Source organism: Flavobacterium aquiphilum (assembly GCF_027111335.1).
In the GTDB taxonomy this organism is placed as follows: Bacteria; Bacteroidota; Bacteroidia; order Flavobacteriales; family Flavobacteriaceae; genus Flavobacterium; species Flavobacterium aquiphilum.
Genome location: NZ_CP114288.1, coordinates 3,433,301 through 3,456,067 on the forward strand (window position 1 = coordinate 3,433,301; position 22,767 = coordinate 3,456,067).

Annotated in this window: 17 protein-coding genes; 8 read left to right on the forward strand and 9 right to left on the reverse strand. The window is 35.2% G+C overall.

Going from position 1 to position 22,767, the window contains the following annotated elements; all coding sequences use genetic code 11:
* The first annotated feature begins 54 nt into the window (after positions 1 to 54).
* From OZP12_RS14020 to OZP12_RS14035, 4 genes are all read left to right on the forward strand, one after another.
* Complete coding sequence (locus OZP12_RS14020; RefSeq protein ID WP_281225651.1) at positions 55 to 3,249, forward strand: efflux RND transporter permease subunit; 3,195 nt, start codon at positions 55 to 57, stop codon at positions 3,247 to 3,249.
* 73 nt (positions 3,250 to 3,322) lie between these two features.
* Positions 3,323 to 3,631, forward strand: coding sequence for a hypothetical protein (locus tag OZP12_RS14025; protein WP_281225652.1), 309 nt, complete (start codon positions 3,323 to 3,325; stop codon positions 3,629 to 3,631).
* A gap of 2 nt (positions 3,632 to 3,633) precedes the next feature.
* Positions 3,634 to 3,819 carry a YgaP family membrane protein gene (locus OZP12_RS14030; RefSeq protein ID WP_281225653.1) on the forward strand — a complete coding sequence of 62 codons (186 nt, stop codon included), beginning with the start codon at positions 3,634 to 3,636 and terminating at the stop codon, positions 3,817 to 3,819.
* Positions 3,820 to 4,323: 504 nt separating this feature from the next.
* Positions 4,324 to 4,929, forward strand: a complete 606-nt coding sequence (locus OZP12_RS14035; RefSeq protein ID WP_281225654.1) for a 5'-methylthioadenosine/S-adenosylhomocysteine nucleosidase family protein — start codon at positions 4,324 to 4,326, stop codon at positions 4,927 to 4,929.
* A 94-nt stretch (positions 4,930 to 5,023) separates the two neighbouring features.
* Here the strand turns inward: OZP12_RS14035 and OZP12_RS14040 are convergent, their stop codons facing one another.
* The gene (locus tag OZP12_RS14040) at positions 5,024 to 7,525 is read right to left on the reverse strand and encodes a cation-translocating P-type ATPase (RefSeq protein ID WP_281225655.1); all 2,502 of its coding nucleotides are present in this window, start codon (positions 7,523 to 7,525) and stop codon (positions 5,024 to 5,026) included.
* Between the two features lie 306 nt (positions 7,526 to 7,831).
* Here OZP12_RS14040 and OZP12_RS14045 point away from each other — a divergent pair, with 306 nt between their 5' ends.
* From OZP12_RS14045 to OZP12_RS14060, 4 genes are read left to right on the forward strand one after another with little or no spacing between them, the layout of a single operon-like run.
* A complete protein-coding gene (locus tag OZP12_RS14045; protein ID WP_281225656.1) occupies positions 7,832 to 8,269 on the forward strand; it encodes a thioredoxin family protein in 438 nt (145 codons plus the stop codon).
* Positions 8,270 to 8,309: 40 nt separating this feature from the next.
* On the forward strand, positions 8,310 to 9,203 hold the full coding sequence (locus tag OZP12_RS14050; RefSeq protein ID WP_281225657.1) for an FAD:protein FMN transferase: 894 nt from the start codon (positions 8,310 to 8,312) through the stop codon (positions 9,201 to 9,203).
* Positions 9,204 to 9,256: 53 nt separating this feature from the next.
* Positions 9,257 to 9,433 (forward strand): DUF4266 domain-containing protein, encoded by a 177-nt coding sequence (locus OZP12_RS14055; protein ID WP_281229077.1) that lies wholly within the window; start codon positions 9,257 to 9,259, stop codon positions 9,431 to 9,433.
* A 17-nt stretch (positions 9,434 to 9,450) separates the two neighbouring features.
* Positions 9,451 to 10,635: a DUF3570 domain-containing protein gene (locus OZP12_RS14060; RefSeq protein ID WP_281225658.1), complete on the forward strand. Its 1,185-nt coding sequence runs from the start codon at positions 9,451 to 9,453 to the stop codon at positions 10,633 to 10,635.
* Positions 10,636 to 10,927: 292 nt separating this feature from the next.
* Here the strand turns inward: OZP12_RS14060 and OZP12_RS14065 are convergent, their stop codons facing one another.
* The 8 genes from OZP12_RS14065 to OZP12_RS14100 all read right to left on the reverse strand — a co-directional run bounded on the left by OZP12_RS14065 (position 10,928) and on the right by OZP12_RS14100 (position 22,200).
* Positions 10,928 to 11,425: a DUF2231 domain-containing protein gene (locus tag OZP12_RS14065; protein ID WP_281225659.1), complete on the reverse strand. Its 498-nt coding sequence runs from the start codon at positions 11,423 to 11,425 to the stop codon at positions 10,928 to 10,930.
* Between the two features lie 70 nt (positions 11,426 to 11,495).
* A complete protein-coding gene (locus tag OZP12_RS14070; RefSeq protein WP_281225660.1) occupies positions 11,496 to 12,614 on the reverse strand; it encodes a VIT1/CCC1 transporter family protein in 1,119 nt (372 codons plus the stop codon).
* 12 nt (positions 12,615 to 12,626) lie between these two features.
* Positions 12,627 to 13,742: an efflux RND transporter periplasmic adaptor subunit gene (locus tag OZP12_RS14075; protein ID WP_281225661.1), complete on the reverse strand. Its 1,116-nt coding sequence runs from the start codon at positions 13,740 to 13,742 to the stop codon at positions 12,627 to 12,629.
* 132 nt (positions 13,743 to 13,874) lie between these two features.
* Entirely contained in the window at positions 13,875 to 18,209 is a 4,335-nt protein-coding gene (locus tag OZP12_RS14080; protein WP_281225662.1) for a CusA/CzcA family heavy metal efflux RND transporter, read from the reverse strand.
* Between the two features lie 325 nt (positions 18,210 to 18,534).
* Positions 18,535 to 19,914 (reverse strand): sensor histidine kinase, encoded by a 1,380-nt coding sequence (locus tag OZP12_RS14085; protein ID WP_281225663.1) that lies wholly within the window; start codon positions 19,912 to 19,914, stop codon positions 18,535 to 18,537.
* A gap of 4 nt (positions 19,915 to 19,918) precedes the next feature.
* Positions 19,919 to 20,587: a response regulator transcription factor gene (locus tag OZP12_RS14090; RefSeq protein WP_281225664.1), complete on the reverse strand. Its 669-nt coding sequence runs from the start codon at positions 20,585 to 20,587 to the stop codon at positions 19,919 to 19,921.
* Between the two features lie 6 nt (positions 20,588 to 20,593).
* Positions 20,594 to 21,028 carry a thioredoxin family protein gene (locus tag OZP12_RS14095; protein WP_281225665.1) on the reverse strand — a complete coding sequence of 145 codons (435 nt, stop codon included), beginning with the start codon at positions 21,026 to 21,028 and terminating at the stop codon, positions 20,594 to 20,596.
* Between the two features lie 677 nt (positions 21,029 to 21,705).
* The gene (locus tag OZP12_RS14100; protein ID WP_281225666.1) at positions 21,706 to 22,200 is read right to left on the reverse strand and encodes a hypothetical protein; all 495 of its coding nucleotides are present in this window, start codon (positions 22,198 to 22,200) and stop codon (positions 21,706 to 21,708) included.
* Positions 22,201 to 22,767: the final 567 nt, after the last annotated feature.

Consider the following 22,767-nt stretch of genomic DNA (forward strand, 5'->3'; position numbering starts at 1 on the left):
TTAGTTGAACAGCAATTTTAAACTTTTAAACCATAAACTTTAAACAAAAAAAATATGCAAGAAGGAATTTCAGGCAGAATAGCCCATTTTTTTATCAACTCAAAATTAACTGTCTTATTGATGGCAGCGTTGATGATTATTGGGGTTTACAGTTCGTTTCTGATCCCAAGGGAGGAAGAACCGCAAATTAACGTTCCTATGGCCGACATCATGGTGGGCTATCCGGGAGCAAGTCCGGCAGAAGTAGAAAGCCGAGTAGTAAAACCATTGGAAAAAATAATCTCGAACATCAAAGGGGTTGAACACGTCCACAGTATGGCCATGAACGGTCAGGCCATGATGATTGTCCAATTTTATGTGGGACAGGATGTTGAACGTTCATATGTGAAATTATACGACGAATTGGGAAAACATGAAAATATGTTCCCAACTGGCGTTTACAAACCAATGGTAAAAACCCGTTCTATTGACGACGTACCCATGTTGGCACTGACTTTATGGAGCGAAAAACAGGATGAATTTCAGTTACGCCAAATTGCCGAGGAATTGACTTCGGAAATAGAGAAAGTTAAGGACGTGGCGATTACCAAAGAAATCGGAGGACAAAACCGCGAAGTGAAAGTGATTTTGGATAAAGATAAAATGGCTGAAAACGGTGTGGATCCTTTGAGCATAATGCAAATGATCCAAGCCAATAACGGGAGTTCACAATCCGGAAGTTTTGTGCAAAACGATCAGGAGTATTTGTTAACAACAGGTCAGTTTTTGTCAAATACAGAAGATGTAGAAAATCTTGTGGTGGGGGTAAACAAAAACATGCCGGTTTATTTGAAACAAGTAGCAACTGTTCAGGATGGGCCTTCAACACCTAAAAGTTATGTGTCTTTCGGATATGGAAAAACCAATGAAAAATTCAAAACTGCAAAATCCGAATATCCTGCTGTCACGATTTCTATTGGTAAAGTAAAAGGTGCCGATGCAATGAAGATTTCAGCCAAAATTTTGGACAAAGTAGAACAGCTTAAAAAATCGTTGGTTCCAAATGACGTTCACGTAGAAGTAACCCGAAATTACGGAGAAACCGCATCTGATAAAGTTGGCGAACTGTTGATGCACCTTGGAATTGCGATTATTGCCGTGACCGTTTTGGTTATGCTGACCATGGGATGGCGAGGCGGTTTGGTTGTTTTTCTTTCGGTGCCTCTGACTTTTGCATTGACCTTATTTGCCTACTATCTGCTTGGATATACCCTAAACCGAATCACCCTTTTTGCCCTGGTGTTTGTAGTAGGAATTGTAGTTGACGACAGCATTATTATTGCTGAGAACATGCACCGTCATTTCAAAATGAAGCGACTACCGTTTAAGCAAGCGGCCATTTATGCTATCAATGAGGTAGGTAACCCAACAATTTTGGCAACATTTACTGTAATTGCCGCGATTTTGCCAATGGCATTCGTGTCTGGAATGATGGGACCTTACATGAGTCCGATGCCAATCGGGGCTTCCATAGCGATGATACTTTCTTTGTTCGTTGCATTGACTGTGACTCCTTATTTAGGATATCATTTCCTTCAGGAAAAAGAAGAACAGCAGCACAAAGAAACTCACGGTCTTGAAACGAGTTGGATATACCGTTTTTACAACAAATTCGAGCGTCCGTTTCTTGAAAACTCAGGAAAAAGAAAAATATTGATGGTTGTAACGGTGATTTTATTATTGGGTTCCATACTAATGTTCTTTACCAAATCAGTATTGGTAAAAATGCTTCCATTTGACAACAAAAATGAATTTCAGGTGGTTATCGATATGCCAGAGGGAACTACGTTGGAACGTACTTCGGCGGTGACAAGAGAAATTGCACACTATTTGTCAACACGTCCCGAAGTGGTGAATTACCAAAACTACATAGGAACTTCGGCTCCGATTACCTTCAACGGTTTGGTTCGCCATTATGATATGCGTGGCGGAAGCAATATGGCTGATATTCAGGTGAATTTATTGCACAAAGAAGAAAGGAAAGCGCAGAGCCACGAAATTGCCAAAGCAATTCGTCCTGAAATTCAGAAAATTGCCAAAAAGTATGGCGCAAATGTAAAACTGATTGAGGTACCACCAGGACCACCGGTATTGTCAACATTGGTAGCCGAAATTTACGGTCCTGATTATAAAGAGCAGATTAAAGTGGCGGATCAGGTGAAAACTATTTTGAAAAACACTCCCGATATCGTGGATGTTGATTGGATGACCGAAGACAACCAAACCGAATACAAATTGGAAGTTGACAAGGAAAAAGCGATGCTAAACGGTATAGCACCTCAGCAAATCGTCGGTAATCTTACTTATCTGTTAAAAGAATATCCGGTTTCAAATCTGTATGACGAAAAATCAAATGATAATGTAGCAATTGTCCTTTCGCTTGATGATAAAGACAAAACCAGCCTTCAGGAAATTGAAAACCTGAAAATCAAAGGGAATCAAGGAAATATGGTTCCGGTAAGTGATTTGGTAAAAGTAAAAAATGACACTTTGCAAAAAACCATTTACCGTAAAGACCAAAAACGTGTAGTTTACGTAACGGCCGATATGGCAGGAACATTGGAAAGCCCCGTGTATGCAATTTTGGGAATGAATGAAAAACTTGCCAAAATAACTTTGCCAAAAGGCTATAAAGTGAATGAATTATATATGGAACAACCCACTGATGAAAGCGATTTCACCGTAAAATGGGATGGTGAATGGCAAATTACACTCGAAGTATTTCGCGATTTGGGAGTCGCATTCATGGTGGTTATCGTCATCATATATATGCTGATTGTAGGGTGGTTTCAAAACTTTAAAACGCCAATAGTGATGATGCTTGCCATTCCGCTGTCACTTATCGGAATCGTCTTTGGGCATTGGTTATTGGGGGCTTACTTTACGGCAACTTCCTTCATTGGGATGATTGCTTTGGCCGGGGTTATGGTTCGAAACTCGGTGTTGCTCATTGACTTCATTGAAATTAGGCTCAACGAAGGTATTAATCTCAAACAAGCCATTATCGAGGCGGGTGCGGTGCGTACCACTCCTATTTTGCTGACCACAGGTGCGGTTGTAATTGGTGCATCGATTATCCTTTTTGATCCTATTTTCCAAGGATTAGCAATTTCGCTGGTGTTTGGAGCCATTATTTCAACTATACTAACGCTTATTGTGGTGCCGATAATTTATTACATCACCGAACGCAAAAAGTGGGAGAAAGAATAAATATTTTTCGGGGCTTGAAAGTCTAAACTTGAAATTCAAGTCCTGATATTTTTAAAATTTAAAATGATTAAAAATGAAATTAGTACTAATAACCGCCATAACTGCTTTTGATTCTGAGGTCAAAGCAATACTTAAGAAAACAAAAGTGAACACTTTTACTTATAGAGAAGTTAAAGGCCATAAAGATTTAACCGAATCGGAAAAAACTGAAAACAACTGGTTTGCAGCTGAAACGGTAGAAACCGACTCTACCCTTTTCTATGCTTTTGTACCAAGCCAACAAATGGAAACTGTTTTTGAAGAAATCGAACAACTAAACTCCAAGCAGGATATTGCTTCAAAAATCCACATAGCTGTATTAAACATCGAAAAAATAAATTAAATATGAAAAATAGAATTATCAGAGCCGTTGCCGGAAGTTTTACATTATTGAGCTTATTACTGGCTATTTATGTCAACCAAAATTTCCTTTGGTTTACCGCATTTGTAGGAGCTAATTTATTGCAATCATCAATCACCAAATGGTGTTTACTTGAAGATATCCTTAGCAAACTTGGCATCAAAGACTAATCCATTTTAGATTTATGTTTCCTAAGTTTTCAACGAAAATTAAATCTCTTATTTTTTTTGAATAGCTTCTTATTTGAAAAAACAAATCAAAAAAGCAGAAGCCTGAATACCTAAATATTCAGGCTTTTATTATTTATTAACTAAAGTGATAATTAAATTAAAAATACATGATGATATACTAAACCACTCTGTACTGAAAGTTTAGAGGTCTGGTTCTACGAGAAACTGGAAGTCTGCAAAATTGGATTCCGAAAATTTATGAATTTGCCACAGATTCACAGATTTTAAAATCATTTTAATTTGTGAATCTGTGGCAAATGAATATTTATTTAAAATCTAAAAACAAATGCAATAAAGTGCATAGTTTAAAACTTTACTTGAGACAAAAAAAGAAAAGTTTTGAAGCCAATGATAAATCGGGAAATCTATAATTTCACCACCACACCGATAAATAGCTGATTAAAATTGAATATTTTTGCACATCCGAAAAAAATATAAAAAACGATGATAAATATAAATACAGATCACTCTTTTTCAATAAAAAACACCTTGTTCTCTTTTGCATTAGCCTCCGAAGCTGCTGATGTTTTTGAAGAATGCAACACTATTATAACAGGAATAGGGAAAGTGAATGCTGCTTATGAACTAACAAAAATCATTCAAGAGAAAAAACCCTCATTGATTGTAAACCTGGGGTCGGCCGGAAGTAACTTTTTTCAGAAAGGAGATATTGTTTGCTGTACCAAATTCATACAAAGAGATATGGATGTACGCGGTTTAGGTTTTCAGTTGTATGAAACGCCTCTATCCGGCTTACCTCCTATTTTAGAATATGGTTTAAAAATGGATGGTTTACAGGAAGGGATCTGCGGAACGGGCGATAGTTTTGAGATGGAACATTCAGAAGTATTATATAATGTCGTAGATATGGAAGCCTATGCCTTGGCGATGATTGCCATGAAAGAGCAAATTCCATTTTTGTGTCTGAAATACATCTCGGATGGCGCTGACGATAACGCTGCAGAGGACTGGACTATTCAGGTTCATAAAGCGGCGATGGCTTATGGAAATCTTTTGGGTATAAATAAGCTCAGTGCTGAGCGACTTTAAATAAATCTTAAAGTAATTTTAGAATAAGAAAACCTCCAAAGTCAAATGATTTTGGAGGTTTTTATTTTTTGGAAAAAAGGTAACAGAAATGGTCTTAGCCTCTTTTTCTTCTTCTAAAATATTTCGCCACTTCAAACCACAACACCGATAAAGAACCTATCAAAACGCATGAAATTAATTGAATAAATGTAATTGGTTCAAAACTAAATAAAGAACGTAAATATGGTATAGCAAACAGCAATGTGACCAAAAACACAGTAATACCTACTATGACAGGGATCAAAACATTTTTGTATCGAAGTGTCACCAATAATGAATAATAAAAAGACCTGTTCACCAACGTAAGCACAACATTGGCCGTCATTAAAGTCAGAAAGACCATGCTTCTGGTTGTGTCTTCATTCCACTGATTATGTACTGACCACTGATAAGTAAATAAAAGGCCCAAGGTTATAGCAATCCCTTGCAATATACTAACTACAAGTTCTTTTATGTTAAAAAATGTCGAAGTGAAAGGTCTTGGCCCCCTTTGCATCGTATCAGCTTCTGCGGGTTCATTTTCGTAGATTATGGAGCAGGTCGGTCCCATAACAAGTTCAAGTAAAATTACATGAAGAGGACTGAATATATTAGGATAGATCCACCCTAAAGCAAGCGGAAGGAAAACAATCAAGATTATAGGAATGTGTATTGAAATAATATACTGAATAGCTTTTTTTAAGTTGGTATAAATCTTTCTGCCCATTGCAACGGCATCCACCATTTTAGAAAGATCATCTTCCACAAGAATAAGAGAGGCCGCATCTTTGGCTATAGCCGTACCTTTTGTTCCCATTGCTATACCAATGTGTGCGGCCTTTAGCGACGGCCCATCATTAACACCGTCTCCTGTCATGGCAACGATTTGCCCATTCGCTTTTAAGGCATTAACAATCCTTAATTTGGCCTCAGGAAACATTCTGCTAAACACATTAATATTCATTACTTCGCTTTGCAATTCAGCATCGTTTAACTTCATGAGTTCCTCGCCTGTAATGGCTTTATCAAAACCTGAAAAATTAATTTCCTGTGCAATGGCATTTGTGGTACGAGCATTGTCACCGGTAATAATTTTCACCCCTATTCCCGCCGAATAAAAAGATTCTAAAACCTCTTTTATATTATCTTTTGGCGGGTCATAAAAAGCGACTAAACCTTTGAATATAAATGGAATTTCTTGCTGTGTTTCGGGAAAATTAGTACCCTGAAAATTCCCTTTTGCAACACCAAGCACTCGGTAACCTTTTCTCGTAAGTTTATCCATAGCCAATGTTACCTTTTCTTTTTCTTCTTTTGAGAGATGACAAACTTCAAAGATAGCTTCTGGCGCGCCTTTTGCGGCAATTATACGAATGCCATAGGTGTCTTCAAATAAATGGGTCATCATTGGAGGGGTTCCTGATAAAGGATATTCATGAATCATCTTAAAACTGCTCCTCAAATCTTTATCAGTATTTTTCTTGTAGGCATTATGCAGGGCAATCTCCATCGGGTCAAAAGCTATCGGCTCACTTGCCCACATCGCTATTGTAAGGAGTTCCTCGGTTTCTTTTAATTCTCTAAAAGTATTCACCGCCACTTCTGAACCTGAAGGCAAATAAAGTCTTGCCAATTCCATTTTATTTTGTGTGATCGTACCGGTTTTATCAGTACAAATTACAGTGGCGCTGCCTAACGTCTCAACCGTTTTCATTTGCTTGACAATAATTCCCAACTTCATTAGTCTGCGGGAACCAAGAGCCATAAATGTTGTGAAAGCAACCGGAATCTCTTCCGGCAGTATACTCATGGCTAAAGTTAATGCCAACAAAAGGCTTCCAAGAATATTTCCAAGTTTAATATAATTGATGCACCAAACCAAAATGAACATCAAAGCTCCGGCAAAAACCATTTTTTTTATAAAATTCCCAATCTGAAGCTCTAACGGTGTTTTCTCCTCCGAAATGGCTTCCAGACTACTTCCTATTTTCCCTAAACTAGTCTGATTACCAACCTCGGTTACTTTAAATACCGCCAATCCGCTGACAACGGTTGTTCCTGAAAAAACGGTATTATCATCTTTTTTCCTATCCTTGAAAACAGACATTGATTCACCGGTTAGTATCGATTCATTTACTGAAAAATCATTCGACCGTATGATGAAGCCGTCAGCAGGAACCATACTGCCTTCTTCAATAACGACAAGATCTCCAACTACAATATCATGAGTTTTTATATTTTGCTGTTGTCCTTCGCGAATAACTTTGCATAAAGGCTCAGTGAATTCTTGCAGTTTTGCGAGCGCATTTTGGCTTCTTTTTTCCTGATAAAGTGAAATGGCAACAATTAATAAAATTGAAACCGAAAGAAAAACAGCATCACTGTATTGCTCGTTGATAAAATAAATAGCAGAGGCAATAAGCAATAAAACAACCATTGGTTCTGCAAAAACAGTTTTTAGAAAAGACAAAAACCGGCTCTCATTTTTGTAATTACTCTTATTGATTCCAAACTTTTTTCTGTTTTCAACTACTTCGTTAAAACTTAGTCCTTTTAATTCCTGCTCACTTGTGTTCATTGAATATTTTAGATAAAATTAGTATCAATACATACAGTTCTAAAAGATACAAAATAATTATCTGTTCTAAAAGCTGTCTGAATTATTTCGGATTTTTAATTTAATAAATCCTATGCCCCTCTCCCTGTTGTCTTCTGCAATACACTTCCTATTTCTTGTAAGAATAATTCCAAAATTTCAGGCTGTAAATTTATTGAATATACGTAGTAACCTTTTTGTCCGATTTTAAAATTAATTAAATCTTAAGCAAAGAAAAAAAATACGATCGCCTATAATTCGTTATTTCGTATATCTAAAACAATCATTATGAAACTGATAACAATGTTCCTTTTTTTAACATTTCTTCCTACAATAAATTGGGAAGCTGACTTTACTATTGCTAAAAAAACCGCGAAAGAAAAAAACGAATTAATATTATTGAACTTCTCCGGATCGGATTGGTGCGGACCTTGCATCGTATTACACAGGGATTACTTCCAGAGTGAGGCGTTCAAAGAAATGGCAGACAAAAATTTAATACTTGTCAATGCTGATTTTCCGCGAAAAAAGAAAAACATAGGCACACCTGAACAGATTAAGCAAAATGAGCAGCTAGCTGAATTATATAATAAAGAAGGAAATTTTCCGCTTACACTGCTGCTTGACTCCGAGGGAAAAGTAATTAAAACATGGCACGGAAAACCTCAAATTAGTCCTGAGGAATGGACAGCAGAGATAAAGGCAATCTGTGACAGCAGAAAATAATATGCATAAAGATCAAAAGTATTCTCAATCCCTGAAACTTATGGGAAACATCTTTACCATCACCGTTGTAGCGGCTGATGAAAAGACAGCCAATGAACATATTGAGACCGCCATAGAGGAAATCAAAAGGATTGAAAAACTTCTGACGACTTACAGCGATGACAGCCAGACCAATCTGATCAATGCAAATGCTGGCATTCAACCAGTAAAAGTTGACCAGGAAGTTTTTAATCTCATAGAAAGATCCATTGGCATATCCAAAATTACTCAGGGTGCTTTTGATATTTCCTACGGAAGCATTGATAAAAGCCTGTGGAATTTTGACAGATCAATGACCAAACTGCCGGACAGTGAAACAGCTTTAAAAATGGTACATCTCATTGATTACCGAAATATTATTTTGGATAAAGAAAATACAACCGTTTTTTTAAAAGAAAAGGGCATGCGTATTGGTTTTGGCGGAATCGGAAAAGGGTACGCCGCCGAAATGGCAAAACAGATTCTTCTCAAACAAAATGTAAAGAGCGGAATTATTAATGCAAGTGGTGACCTCTGCGTTTGGGGACAACAGCCCAATAACAAAAAATGGACTATCGGTGTGGCCGATCCTGTTTCTCCAAATACTCCGTTCTCTTATATGGAAATTTCCAATATAGCTGTAGCTACATCGGGGAATTATGAAAAATATGTAACGATCAACGGCAAAAAATATTCACATACGATAGATCCAAAAACAGGACTGCCAATATCAGGCATAAAAAGTGTCACCATCATAGCACCAAATGCTGAGTTTGCAGATGCGATGGCAACTCCAATAGCGGTGATGGGAATCAAAGCCGGCTTGTTTTTGATCGATCAGATACCAGATTTACACTGTATTATAATAGATGACAACAATAAAATTTACACCTCAAAAAATATCCGTTTAAAATGAAAAAGCCTAATCAGAAAAGACTCTTCTTTGCATGCGGCATTGCATTATCAACAATGCTCTTTGCCTCCTGCACTCCAGTAAAAGAATATCAGAAAGGAAAAATCAACGATTCTGAAATGGTTCTTTCCAACAGAAAAATTGAAAAAACAGAACTCAGTTTTCAATCCTACCGAGAAGGAGCTTCCGGAGCAAATTCAGGAAAAAGTGGCGGAGGTTGCGGCTGTAATTAATTTTTGATAGTAAAAAAATGAAAAGAATATTCATATCAGGATTTGCTTTATTGGCATTTTTCCAATTAAAAGCACAAAACGTTTCTAAGGACACAACAAATTATGAAACCCGAAAACTAAAAGTAGAGGAAGTAAATTTAGTTTCCAGTTATTATACCCAAAATGGAGATAATTCAGCCGTTACGGGAGGAATTGGTTCCGAACACCTTACCGATATTGCCAATACCATAGACGTCAAACTTGTCAAGTACGGACAAACGGGAATCAGACACACTTTTGATATCGAAGCGGGAATTGATCATTATACTTCTGCATCTTCAGACATGATTGATTTAAGTGCCAATTCATCAGCTTCATCTTCAGACATTCGTTTCTATCCATCTTTAAGTTATCTTAGAGAAAATATAGATAAAGGAAGAAGTTTTGGCGCAGGTGTTTCGTCTTCAAGCGAATTCGATTACCAGTCTTTTGGTGCGAACCTTAGTTTTTCTCAAAAAACAAAAGATAGAAATGGGGAGTTTACGGCTAAATTCCAAACCTTCATCGACCAGTTAAAACTAATTGCCCCTATTGAACTTAGACCTTATGGACAAGAAGGCTATGGCACAGCCGATAGAAATACGTTTGTGGGAACACTTAGTTATTCCCAGATTATAAACAAGGAACTCCAAATAATGCTTGTTGGGGACGTTATCAGCCAGAATGGATATTTGAGTCTTCCTTTCCATCGTGTTTATTTTACGGACGGTTCCGTCCATCAGGAAAAAATGCCAGATACGAGGCTTAAAATTCCGCTAGGAATCAGGGCGAGTTATTTCTTGGGAGACAACATAATTTTAAGAGCTTACTACAGATATTATTCGGATGATTGGGGCATCAAGTCACATACAGCCGACCTTGAAATTCCTGTAAAATTAACACAGGCTTTTTCACTGAGCCCGTTCTACAGATATTATACCCAGAGCGGAACCAAGTATTTCAAACCTTATCGTGAACATACTTCGGCAGATGAGTATTACACCAGTAATTATGATTTATCAAAATTTAACAGTGGCTTTTTTGGAATGGGCATGAAATTTACACCTCCCGAAGGTGTCTTTGGTGTCAAACATTGGAACACTTTAGAATTACGATATGGTCATTATACTAGAACCACTAACATGGTTTCCGACATTGTAAGCCTTAATATTAAATTTAGATAAAATTGTATTGCCAATTCGAGCGCAGTCGAAACAATTATAGCTTTCGACTGCACTTGATAACAAAGCTATTAAGTTTGGATAAAATTCAATCTCGCAAAGACGCGAAGTCGCAAAGTTGTTAACGTATTACTTTGCGACTTCGCGTCTTTGCGAGCCATATTTAGAAAAAATATAGCTAGAAAATCTTAGCTTAAATAACATATACTAAACTTCTAATTCATAAAAAAATAGACCCCTTGAGTCTATTTTTTTATGAATTATATCAATCCCTTGACAAGTATAAATCAGAACCTTAATCTTCTTCCTTTTCTTCCGATTGTTTTACAGCCCCATTAACCATTGTATTGGCGTTGGGTCTTATTTCGGTGTGACGAATTTCCCCTCCTGAAGTTCCAACTTTCTGAACCAAAATTAATCCGATAGCAGAAACAACTAAAATTAAAAAGGAAAGTAATTTTGCTTTTGCATGATTTTTAAAATTCAGATACAATCCAACAAGCGAAAATGCCCCCAAAACATACAGCAATACCGCTAATTTTTCAGCCAACTCTTCGTGCTCGTGAATAATCTGTTTTCCAACATTTGGCATATCTTCAACCAACTCCTCGGCCCCTTCTCCCGTACCCATACTGATTGCCCCAAAAATGGCCGCAACAATAAATAATACATAAGAGGTATTTATCAGAGTCTTGTTCTTTAAAACCAATCCTGCAATTAAAATTCCAAACCCAAAAATGGTTCCAATAATTGGAAAATGGTTTACTACCATGTGTAAATGTGCATCGTTCATAATATAATTTGATTTAATGATTAAAGATTTTAAGTAAATATAAAGATAATGTGCATTACACATTAATTGACTAACCCGCCAAAGAAACCCCTATCAAAGACCCAATTCCATAAGTCACTGCAGCAGCAGCCAATCCAAATGCAACTTGTCTTGTACCAGAGAATAGAATACTTTTTCCTGTCAATAATGTGATTGTAGCACCAATTCCAAAAAGACCAACAACACTACTGGCAATACTTAAAAAAATGGCTTTATTCCCTTCTAAAATCATAAAAGGATAAAGTGGGATGATTGCCCCGATGGCAAATAAAATAAAAGATGCAATAGCCGCTTCCCAAGCTGAGCCTCCTAATTCTTCTTTGTCGATTCCTAATTCTTCAGTAATAATAGCATCAATGGCTGTTTGAGGATTTTCAAAAGCTTTATCTGCTAGTTTTTGAGCCTCCGAAACATTCATTCCTTTGGCTTGATACAATAATACTAATTCTTTTTTTTCTTCTTCTGGAGAAGCTCGGAGTTCTTCAGTTTCCAGTTCTATCTGACGCTGATTTAATTCCCTCGAACTTTGAACAGACAGCCATTCTCCCAAAGCCATCGAAATTGCTCCTGCCAATAAACCTGCAATACCTGTTAATAAAATCGTATTATTCGAAACAGCCGCACCAGCAACTCCCATTACCAAACTCATATTTGAAACCAATCCATCATTAGAACCCAAAACCGCCGCTCGCAAAGCATTCCCTCCAACTGATTTATGTCGGCTTTCAAATTTAGATAATAAACCTCCCGAAACATTCAAAGCCGAATTATTATTGACTGCTTCAATAATATTAAGGTGATTGTGTTCAAAACCGGTAATTTTCTCTCCTTTCTCTATTTTGTTTTTCAAAGTATTGACTGCAAACTGTTTTTCAATGTTTGATAAGCTACTGATAATCGAGCTATATCCAAATAATTTGCCTAGTTTTAATTGGAATTTTGCTTTGGATGAAGGCAATGGCATTTTGCAATTCGGATCAAAAGTCAACACTTTATCAAGCATGTGCTTGGCATGTTCTTTTTCGATCGAAGCTAAACTATGCAACACTTTAGTTAAATTTTTATCATCCTGAACAGCTGCGATACTTTCATATAAAAAAGCGGTATCGACTTCTGTCTGTAATTGTTTTTTGAGTTTATTTAAATCCATAATTGATTTTGTTTAATTTGCTATATCAAACACTCCTTTGGTCAAAATTTTAGATGTAGCATTAATTTCATTATCAGGAATTATCTCGACGTATTTCTCTGATTTTTCACCTAGAGTAACTTTAGCTTTTTTGAAAGAATATTCCTTTTTTGAACTATCTAATAAAAGTACGAAATTTTTATTATTTTCTGTAATTAATGCTTCCGCAGGAATCGCCAAACCTTTCTTGGAATCCACAAATATTCCAGCCTCAACAAACATTCCTGTCAATAATTTTTGCTTAATGTTGTCTTCCAAATGTCCATGAACATTTATGGTTCTGTCATTCCCTTCAATGGATTTTCCAACCAAATGAACTTCGGCATTAAATACTTCTTTTGTAGCTTCAGGCACCGTAAATTCAATTTTTTGACCTTCTTTTACTTTTAAAATATCTTTTTCAAAAACAGACAATTCCAGGTGTAAATGCTGTGTATCGACGATTTCCAATATTACATCGGAAGGAGAAATAGGCATACCAACATTAGCATTCATAATAACGATATCACCCGAAATTGGAGAATAAATAGTTATTGTCGAAGTTAATTTTCCTTTTTCAACTTGAGCAGGATTAATATTAAGCATTAGCAATTTTTCGCGTAAACTTTGATACATTGCTTTTGTTTTACGATAATCACTTTCTGCTTTTAAATAATTTTTTTGTGAAGAAATTTTCTCATCATATAAAGTTTTTTGACGCTCATATTCCGATTTTAAATAATTGATCTGTTCAGCCACTTCGAGATATTCCTTTTGAATATCCAAAAACTCCGTATTCTGCAAAGTCAATAACGCTTGACCTTTGGTTACTTTATCTCCAACTAAAAGATGGGTTGACTTAACATAACCTCCAATAAACGAAGTAATTTGAGCTCGGTTTTGCGGTGGGACATCAATCTTTCCCGAACATTTGATAACTACATTAAAATCCTGTTCTGATGGTGAAGCAATTTCCATTCCTGAAGACTGAAACTGTTGCTTGGTCACAGTAATCAATCCATCATCTTTAGGCATAGCTTCAGTCTTTTTTGCTTCTTTACAAGAAAAAAACAATGATGTAAATAGTATGGTGTATATGATTCTTTTCATGTATGTAAAATTTATTTGTTATAGGTCATATATGGTATGCTTCGCCAATTCGCTACCGCTCGGGTCGCCTTTTATTTATTGGTGTTTGTTTGCAACAAACCTTTTGTTAATGGCGATTTCATGTATTTAAATTTAAAAATTAAGGTATTGTAAATCCAACTGGGTACTATTAAACTGCAATACTGCATCAAGATGTTCTATCTGAATGGTGGTTGCGTTTTCTAAGCTTTGAATATATTGAAAAAAGTCAATTTCTCCTTGTTTATAGCTTTTATTAGCCACTTTTAAAATCTCTTCAGACAATTTTTTCCCGTATTTATTATAGTAATCCAAAGCTTCCTGATATTTCATTAATTCATTATTCTTTTGGGTCACATAGTTGTCAATTTTACGCTCTTCATTTTGCTTTCTTTGCTCCCAGCTTTGAAGTTCAAGCTTTGCCACCTTTGTTTTAGACACAGTCCCCGAAAATAAAACAGGAATAGCCAAACCTACTTGAAACCCATATAAAGACTGCGTCAAACCACTATTTTTTCCTTGAAAATAATCGACATTTATGTCGGGCAGCCAGTTTTGTTTTTTTAGTTTCACCTGATTTTCATATACATTGGTCACACTATTCAAATAAGCGTTATAATATGATTTCACAGTGTCGTTTACAACTTTGCCAAGAGGCTTAATCTGATTGTTTTTAACTGTAATTTTTTCATCAGCCTGAATCAAAGAATACAAGATTTCGTACTGTGCCCTTTTCTCGCTTTCTATTTGGGAAAGCTTAGACCTGATGTGCCTGAATTTGGATTCTGCCGTAATTTTTTCAAGATAATTGGTTTCACCCAATTCAAACTTTCTCCCGCTTGCATTCGAAAAATTTTGGTACAGACTATCCAAATACACATACAGTTTTTCCTGATTTTGAAGAAAAACAATCTGTTGATATGTCTTTGAAACCTCCAATGAAAGTTTCATTTTTTGAATATCATAATTGGCTTTTTCTTTTTTGTATTCGGAATTATATACTTTTTTTTGAGCCCCATAAACCGTTGGAAACTCAAACTTTTGCTGTACTCCAAATACTTTTAACGGAACATTGTTAATGGCCAAATTGTTTTGGTCATAACTATAATACACATTGGTTTTATCAAAAGAATAAGCTGTTTTTGTATTCTCGTTCATTCGCTGCACCTGAAGTTTGGCTGCTTTTATTCCTTTGTTGTTTCCTAAGGCTTTTGCCACCAGACTATCTAATTCCGAATTATTGTTTTGAGAGAATGCCAATGAAGTACTCAACAGCATTAGTATAATTAAATTCGATTTATTGTGTAATTTAAACTTTGGTTTTTTAACTTCTTTTTCATCCAAAAACTTATATAAAATCGGCAAAACAATCATCGTTAATATAGTTGCGGTGAAGAGTCCACCGATAACCACCGTAGCCAATGGTTTTTGAACCTCGGCACCTGCAGACGAAGAAACAGCCATCGGCAAGAAACCCAAAGCCGCAGCCGCAGCGGTCAATAAAACCGGACGCAATCTGTCGGTTGTCCCTTTTAAAATCAATTCATCCAAATCTGTCATTCCTTTATGTTTGAGTTCTTTAAAATGTTCAATCAGAACGATACCGTTCAGCACCGCAATTCCAAATAGTGCAATAAACCCGACACCTGCCGAAATACTGAAAGGCAGATCGCGAAGCCACAGGAACAATATTCCCCCAACTGCCGAAAGCGGAATAGCAGAATAAACCATCAAGGCTTCTTTAATCGAGCCAAAGGCAAAATGCAGCAATATGAATATCAAGACTAAAGCGATAGGCACTGCAATTGCCAAACGCGCTTTTGCACTATTCAGGTTCTCAAATTGTCCGCCGTATTTCACATAATATCCAGGAGGCAGTTTTATTTTGGTATTAACGATTTTCTGAATGTCGGTCACGACACTTTGCAGATCTCGGTTTCTAACGTTTACACCTACTACAATCCTTCTGTTGGTATTGTCTCTTGAAATCTTGGCAGGCCCTTCGGTATATTCAATCTTAGCCAATTCACTCAATGGAATTTGCTGTCCGTTTGGAACCGAAACATATAAATTTCTCAAATCTTCAATATCATGACGGTTTGCATCGTCCAAACGAACCACCATATCAAAACGCTTTTCTCCTTCAAAAACATTTCCAACCGTTTTTCCCGCAAAACTCAATGCTATCATGTCATTCAAATCTGAAATATTAAGCCCATATCTTGCAATTTTGGAACGGTCATATTGTACATACATCTGAGGCAGACCGGCTGTTTTTTCGATAATAACATCCGAAGCTCCTTCAACATTTTTTATAGCTTTCTCTATTTCATGTGCTTTTTGAGCCAAAATAGTAAGATCTTCGCCAAAAACTTTAATGGCCACATCCGAACGTGTTCCCGACACCAATTCGTTGAATCTCATTTCAATTGGCTGCGTAAACTCGATTTCCATATTTGGTATTTCTGCTGTAATGGCTGCTTTTATTTTGTCAGCCAGTTCATCTTTGCTCGAAGCCGAAACCCACTCCTCTTTTGGTTTCAGCTTTACAATAATATCGCTTTCTTCCATAGACATTGGGTCTGTTGGAACTTCGGCAGCACCAATTCTGCTCACAACCTGAAGCACTTCGGGAAATTTCTTTAAAATTATTTTTTCAATTTTGGTTGTAGTGGCAATCGTTTTAGACAACGACGTTCCGGTTTTCAACACTGGCTGAATCACAAAATCGCCTTCATCCAGCGTTGGTATAAATTCACCCCCCATCGTAGAAAACAATGCTACGGCAAAAACCAAAAGTGCTATTGCTCCATAAAGGACTTTCTTGGTATTGTGCAATGCCCATGTAATTACCGGCAAATACCAACTATTTAATTTTTGAATTAACTTAGATGATATTGAATTTGGGTTTTCCTCTTTTGGTTTCAAAAACAAAGAAGAAACCACCGGAACATAAGTAAAACAAAAGATCATGGCTCCCAATAATGCAAAACTGAAAGTCATAGCCATTGGCTTAAACATTTTTCCTTCAATTCCGGTCAAAGAAAGAATCGGGATAAATACAATTAAAATGATAAGCTGCCCGAAAACGGCGGAATTCATCATTTTGGAAGCACTTTTATAGGTTATTTGGTCAATTTGAAGTTGGCGGTCTTCTTTGTTCAAACTAACCAAATCAGACGATTTATGGGCAATTTGAAAAGCAATAAACTCAACTATAATTACTGCTCCATCAATGATAATCCCAAAATCTATAGCTCCCAAACTCATCAAGTTGGCATCAATTCCGAAAATATTCATAAACGAAATGGCAAAAAGCAAACACAATGGAATTACCGAAGCAACCACTAGTCCCGAACGCCAGTTGCCCAACAAAAGAACCACTACAAAAATTACGATAAGACAACCCAAAATTAAATTCTCGGCAACAGTAAAAGTAGTTTTGCCTACCAATTCGCTACGTTCGAGGAAACCATTGATATAAACGCCTTTGGGCAATGTTTTTTGAATTTGAGCCACTCTTTCTTTAACAGCACTAATAACCTGTTTTGAATTGGCATCTTTTAACATCATCACCTGACCGAGAACTTTTTCACCTTCACCATTACCTGTAATTGCCCCAAAGCGATTGGCATGACTAAAACGAACCTGAGCAACATTTTTAATATAAACTGGAATACCGTTAGTGTTGTTTACCACAATATTTTCAATGTCTTCAATTGAATTTACCTTTCCTTCACCGCGGATAAAATAACTCTGATTTACTTTTTCAATATAAGCTCCACCGGCAATACTGTTGTTTTTTTCCAAAGCAGTAAAAACATCCCTCATGGTAACGTTCATTGCTTTCAAACGGGAAGGAACAATGGCTATTTCATACTGTTTTAAATAACCACCCCACGTATTAATCTCAACAACTCCTTTAATTCCGGAAAGTTGTCTTTTTACAACCCAATCTTGAAGTGTACGCAAATCTGTAACTGAATATTGTTTTTTATACTCTGGCTTTACCTCCAAAGTATATTGATAAATCTCTCCCAAACCTGTTGTAATTGGTCCCATCTCAGGTACACCAAAACCTTCCGGAATTTTTTCTGAAGCTGATTTAATCTTTTCAGCAATTAATTGCCTAGGTAAATAGGTTCCAATATTATCATTAAAAACAATAGTCACAACCGATAATCCAAATTTGGATATTGAACGAATTTCTTCAACACCTGGCAAATTAGCCATTTCAATTTCAACCGGATAGGTAATGAACTGCTCAATATCTTGTGTAGAAAGATTTCTGGAAGTAGTGATTACCTGCACCTGGTTATTGGTAACATCGGGAACAGCTCCTATAGAAATTTGGAAAACAGAAAACAAACCAAATCCTAATACGGAAGCAGTAAAAAGTAAAACAACCGCTTTATTTTTTAAACTGAAAGCAATAATTTTTTCTAACATTTTTCTTCTTAATTTATTATACAAAATTGCATCTAATAAATAAAGTTATGCTTAAGAACAAATTAAAAACCGCTTAATAATGTCTTAATAAAAGATCGCTTGGTACTTATGAAATCAATATAGAATTCATAAAACCTTCGCTCCTAAAAGAAAATAAGAGCTTAAAGAGCCTGTTTAAGTTTTATTTATTGGCTCTCTTATGACGATTTTTGGCTACAACTTCGTTAAATTTTTATATAATAGCTCTGCTATTTTATAAAAATTTGCCTCGTTTCACTCAAAAATCCTCTAATAATAAATCTCAAAAATAAAATTTAAACAGGCTCTAACTAAAAATAAAAAAAACTGTAGTTCCTTTGTTTAATTCGCTTTCGATTTTGAATTTAATATTTAACAATCGTGTTATTCGTTCTACAATCGAAAGCCCTAAACCGGAACCTTTAATTTCAGGATGTAATGTTGGATTTGATCTAAAAAAGGGGTTTACAATTTTATCCAAATCGGCAGTCGGAATTCCTATACCATTATCTGATATGGAGCAAATCGTTTTTGAATCTTTTTTGCTAATATTTATCACTATTTTCCCATTTTCATGAGAATATTTTATGGCGTTTGAAATTACGTTGCTGACGATTGTCGAAACCAAATAATTATCTGATGTAACAAAATAGTCTTTCGAAAAATCGTAGGACACTTCAATTTTTTTTTCATTTATCTTACTTGAATACAAAGAAAGCGCATCTAAAATTATGGCATTCAAATAAATTTGTTCTATCCGCAAACTTTGTTTTTGATTTTCAAATCGGGCTAACAATAGCAACTGATCCACCAAATTATTCAAACGGTTAACTTCTGAAATGCTGAAATTGATTTTATCTTCATATTCAGCTTGGTTTCTAGGTTTTCGAATCAAAACTTCCAAAGTTCCTTTTAAAACGGTCAAAGGCGTTCTTAACTCATGAGAAGCATCAGATGTGAATTGTTTTTCTCTTTCGACTGCATTTTCAATTCGATCTAACAAATCATTAATTGTCTTAGAGAGCACATATAGTTCATCTTTATATTGAGGCAAAATTATTCTGTCTTTCAGATTGTCTTTCGTTATTCTGCTCGAAGTTTCTGTGATTAAAGTTACTGGTTTGATACTGCGCCCGGCTATAAGTCTCGCAATAAAAAACAACAGGACTAAAATTAACGGAAAAGCGATAAAAAGGGTATTTCTAAGATTAGTCAATACCGATGAAGCTTCGTCCAAAGACATTGCTACAAAAAGATACCCCAATTTCCTGCCTTTTTTTAAAAGCGGAATTTGTATTTGCCGAATTGGTTTTTTATTCAAATAAGTATCAACAAATAGATTATCTTTTTTGGGTTTGTGCAATTGAAGACGAAGTCCCTTAAGGTTTGGGGACTTGTCAATTAACACATTTTTATTGTCTGAAAACTGAACAAAAACAGGATTAACGTTTACCCTATTATTGTCCCTTTCTCTCCATTGTTCAACTTGAATTAGATAGGTATTGTTATTATCAATTTCAATCTCTTTAATATATTCACTTGACTCTTCTAATATATCATCATTTATATGTTTATTAATGCTATAAGACGTGATTCCATATATAGCAAAAAACACAGCGGATATCAATAGTGCCGTACTAAAAATGTAATTAAAAGCAATTCTGTTTTTATAGGAGAATAAAAGCATTAATCTAATTTATGTCGTTTGCAATATATCCAACACCTCTAATGGTTTTTATCAATTCTTCATCCTTATTCAAATTAAGTTTTTTCCGAATGGCATTCATAAAAACATCAATTACACCAGTATCGTATTCAAAATGTATATCCCAAACATCATTAATAATTTCATTTCTTGTACATACTTTTCCCTTATTCTTTATCAAATAAGCAAGCAACTCGTATTCCCTTTGGGTAAGTGAAACTTCCTGATCATTTACCATGACTTGGTGTTTGGACGGAATTATTTTAATCCTACCCAGCGAAAGTATATCATTTTGATTTTCATTTCTAAAATGAATTTTGATACGCTCTACCAATTCATCAAAACTAAATGGCTTTTTTATATAATCATTGGCACCTGCCTTCAAGCCTTCAATGGTTTCCTGGATCGTATCTTTGGCAGTCAAAAATAAAATTGGTGTTTTCGAATCGACTTTTCGGATTTCTTTGCAAACATCAATACCTAACATTTGAGGTAAAATCCAATCTAGCAAAACGATATCCACTTTTTGTTTTCTGGTTATTTCAAGTCCCGAGTTTCCATCGTGGGCTACGAGAACTTCATAACCTTCTTCTTCTAAACCTTGCTTTAGAAAACCGGCAATACCTATTTCATCTTCGACAACTAAAACTTTCATTTTTTACTATTTTTCAAATGAATGGAGGAGCTTAATATATTCGGATGCCGACACATTTTTGAAACCGGTGGTTCCAATTACTTTTCCTTTTTTATCCAAAAGTAAAACCAATGGAAAGCTACCGTATTTATTGTATTTTTCAGCTAATTTATTATTTCTTTCTGCCCATTCCGGTGAAAGTTGATTTACTTTCTTTCTAGGAAAATCGGCTCTGTAAATGACCCAGTTATTATTGGCTTCAGTTTGAAATTCTGGAGATTTCCAAACTATTTTTTCCAATCTCATGCAGGGTCCACACCAATCTGAACCAGAGAAAACCAACAAGATATTTTTATTTTCTTTTTCCGCTTTCATTTTAGCCTCTTCAAAATTAGTATGCCAATTTTGAGAATAACCAAACACGGTTGCTAATAAGACCAAAAAAGAGATTTGATATTTCATAAGTTTCATTTGTACTTTTTGCAAAGTTCGTACAGTATTTTTTTATTAATTTCTTATCTATTGGCTATTGAGAACCATAGCAATATTGCAAAAAAATTATGTTCTACAAAATTAGCTTAAATAGTTCTGTTTAATTGTATTATTACTTTGGTCTTAAGTTAAATTTAAGAATAAAAATAAGAACTACATTATTAATTTTGCTTAAAATAAAAACAAATTTACTCGATCCCCCAAACACAATCTTACGAAAATATCTTAACGATATGAATCTTTATTTATAAGACAAAAACATTCTTATATAATTATTTATATTCAATTACTTAATTGATTTATTTAAATAATAAATTTCTTTAAATCTTGTAAAATGTGGTTTACAAATTATACGGCAAGGCCACTTCTTTAATCCAGAGACACTTGATTCATGGGGTTTCGAGATTTTTTTTTTACTTGCCAAATATGGGTTCCATTCTACAACAAGACAACTCTTTATTTCGCATTTTTTTTCACACATTATTCATAATGAACCTTTTATTATATCTGAAAAAAATTGCCTTGCCATTTCATATAGCAAATTTCAGAAATCAACAAAACATGTAGTATCACAATAAAACACATTAGGTAGCCAGTCAGAAAACTAAAAAGAGTAGAATCAAAATAATTTGGTTACTCCATTCAGATTACTTTAACTCATTAACTTTAAAGTCTTGATTACTGAAAGGTTGTGCATCGGGGATTTTCACAACATTGAATTCAAAGTCAGCATCACGGTGGCAAGCGTTGCAAGTGTTTGTTAGTAAGGTATAACTTTTTTTAAATAGTACAGGATCCTTCTGCTGAATAGCATTGTTTATACTATCTAATGCAGGATTTATCATTCCTATCACTTGACTTTCCTTCCGTTCCTTTTGAAATTTCTGAATATTTTCTATCGCTTCCATTATTTCGTGAACTTCAAAGTTGGCAAGTTTCCAGTTTTTGTTTTGTCCTGCAAACCAAAGTTTGGTATGATGTGCCTGTATGCCCGTCATAAATTCGCCAAAGCCAGGCTTGTAAGTGTCTACCAGTTTGTGTTCCAAACTATCAATTCGTTTTTGCAAAACCTTCGTGTTGTCTTTCTGCCGATTGCAAGCAAAAAGTCCTAATATAGATATGATTAAAAGTAGTTGCTTCATTTTAAGGTCAGTTTATTGTTTGCATGGTTATTCTAGTATTTCGTCTAACTTTTTAAGGATTCATTAGAGTCCAAAAGCCAACGAATTCGTGGATGTTGGGTAACGAATTTACTTTTTTTTCCACAATAAAAATTATATTTATATAACTATAATAGGATTTATTTAATAACCTGTATAATTATTTCAGGACAGGGCATCTTTATTAAGCAACTACACTCTAATTTGCTAATAATGTATGACAGGAGAATTCTCAGAGTGAAAAAAAGATAATATCCCAATTCCAAAACCCTAAAAAAAGTAAAGGTTAGATATTTCAGTAACAAAATTCAACTTTAATAAATTAGCCTTGTTGTTTCTCAGTTCTACAAAACCTTTTACAAGCAAGAACCATATCAATTAACAGCATACTTTACATTATGGGACAATTAGCTTAATTTAAAGATAATTTTCTATTCCTAAAACATCTTGAAACAGCTCGCTCCTATCGAACTTTCTTTTAATGGATTCTTTTTTCTATAAATAATTCGCCCCGACGAAACTCAAACAACTCTGTTAAAAGTAAAATAT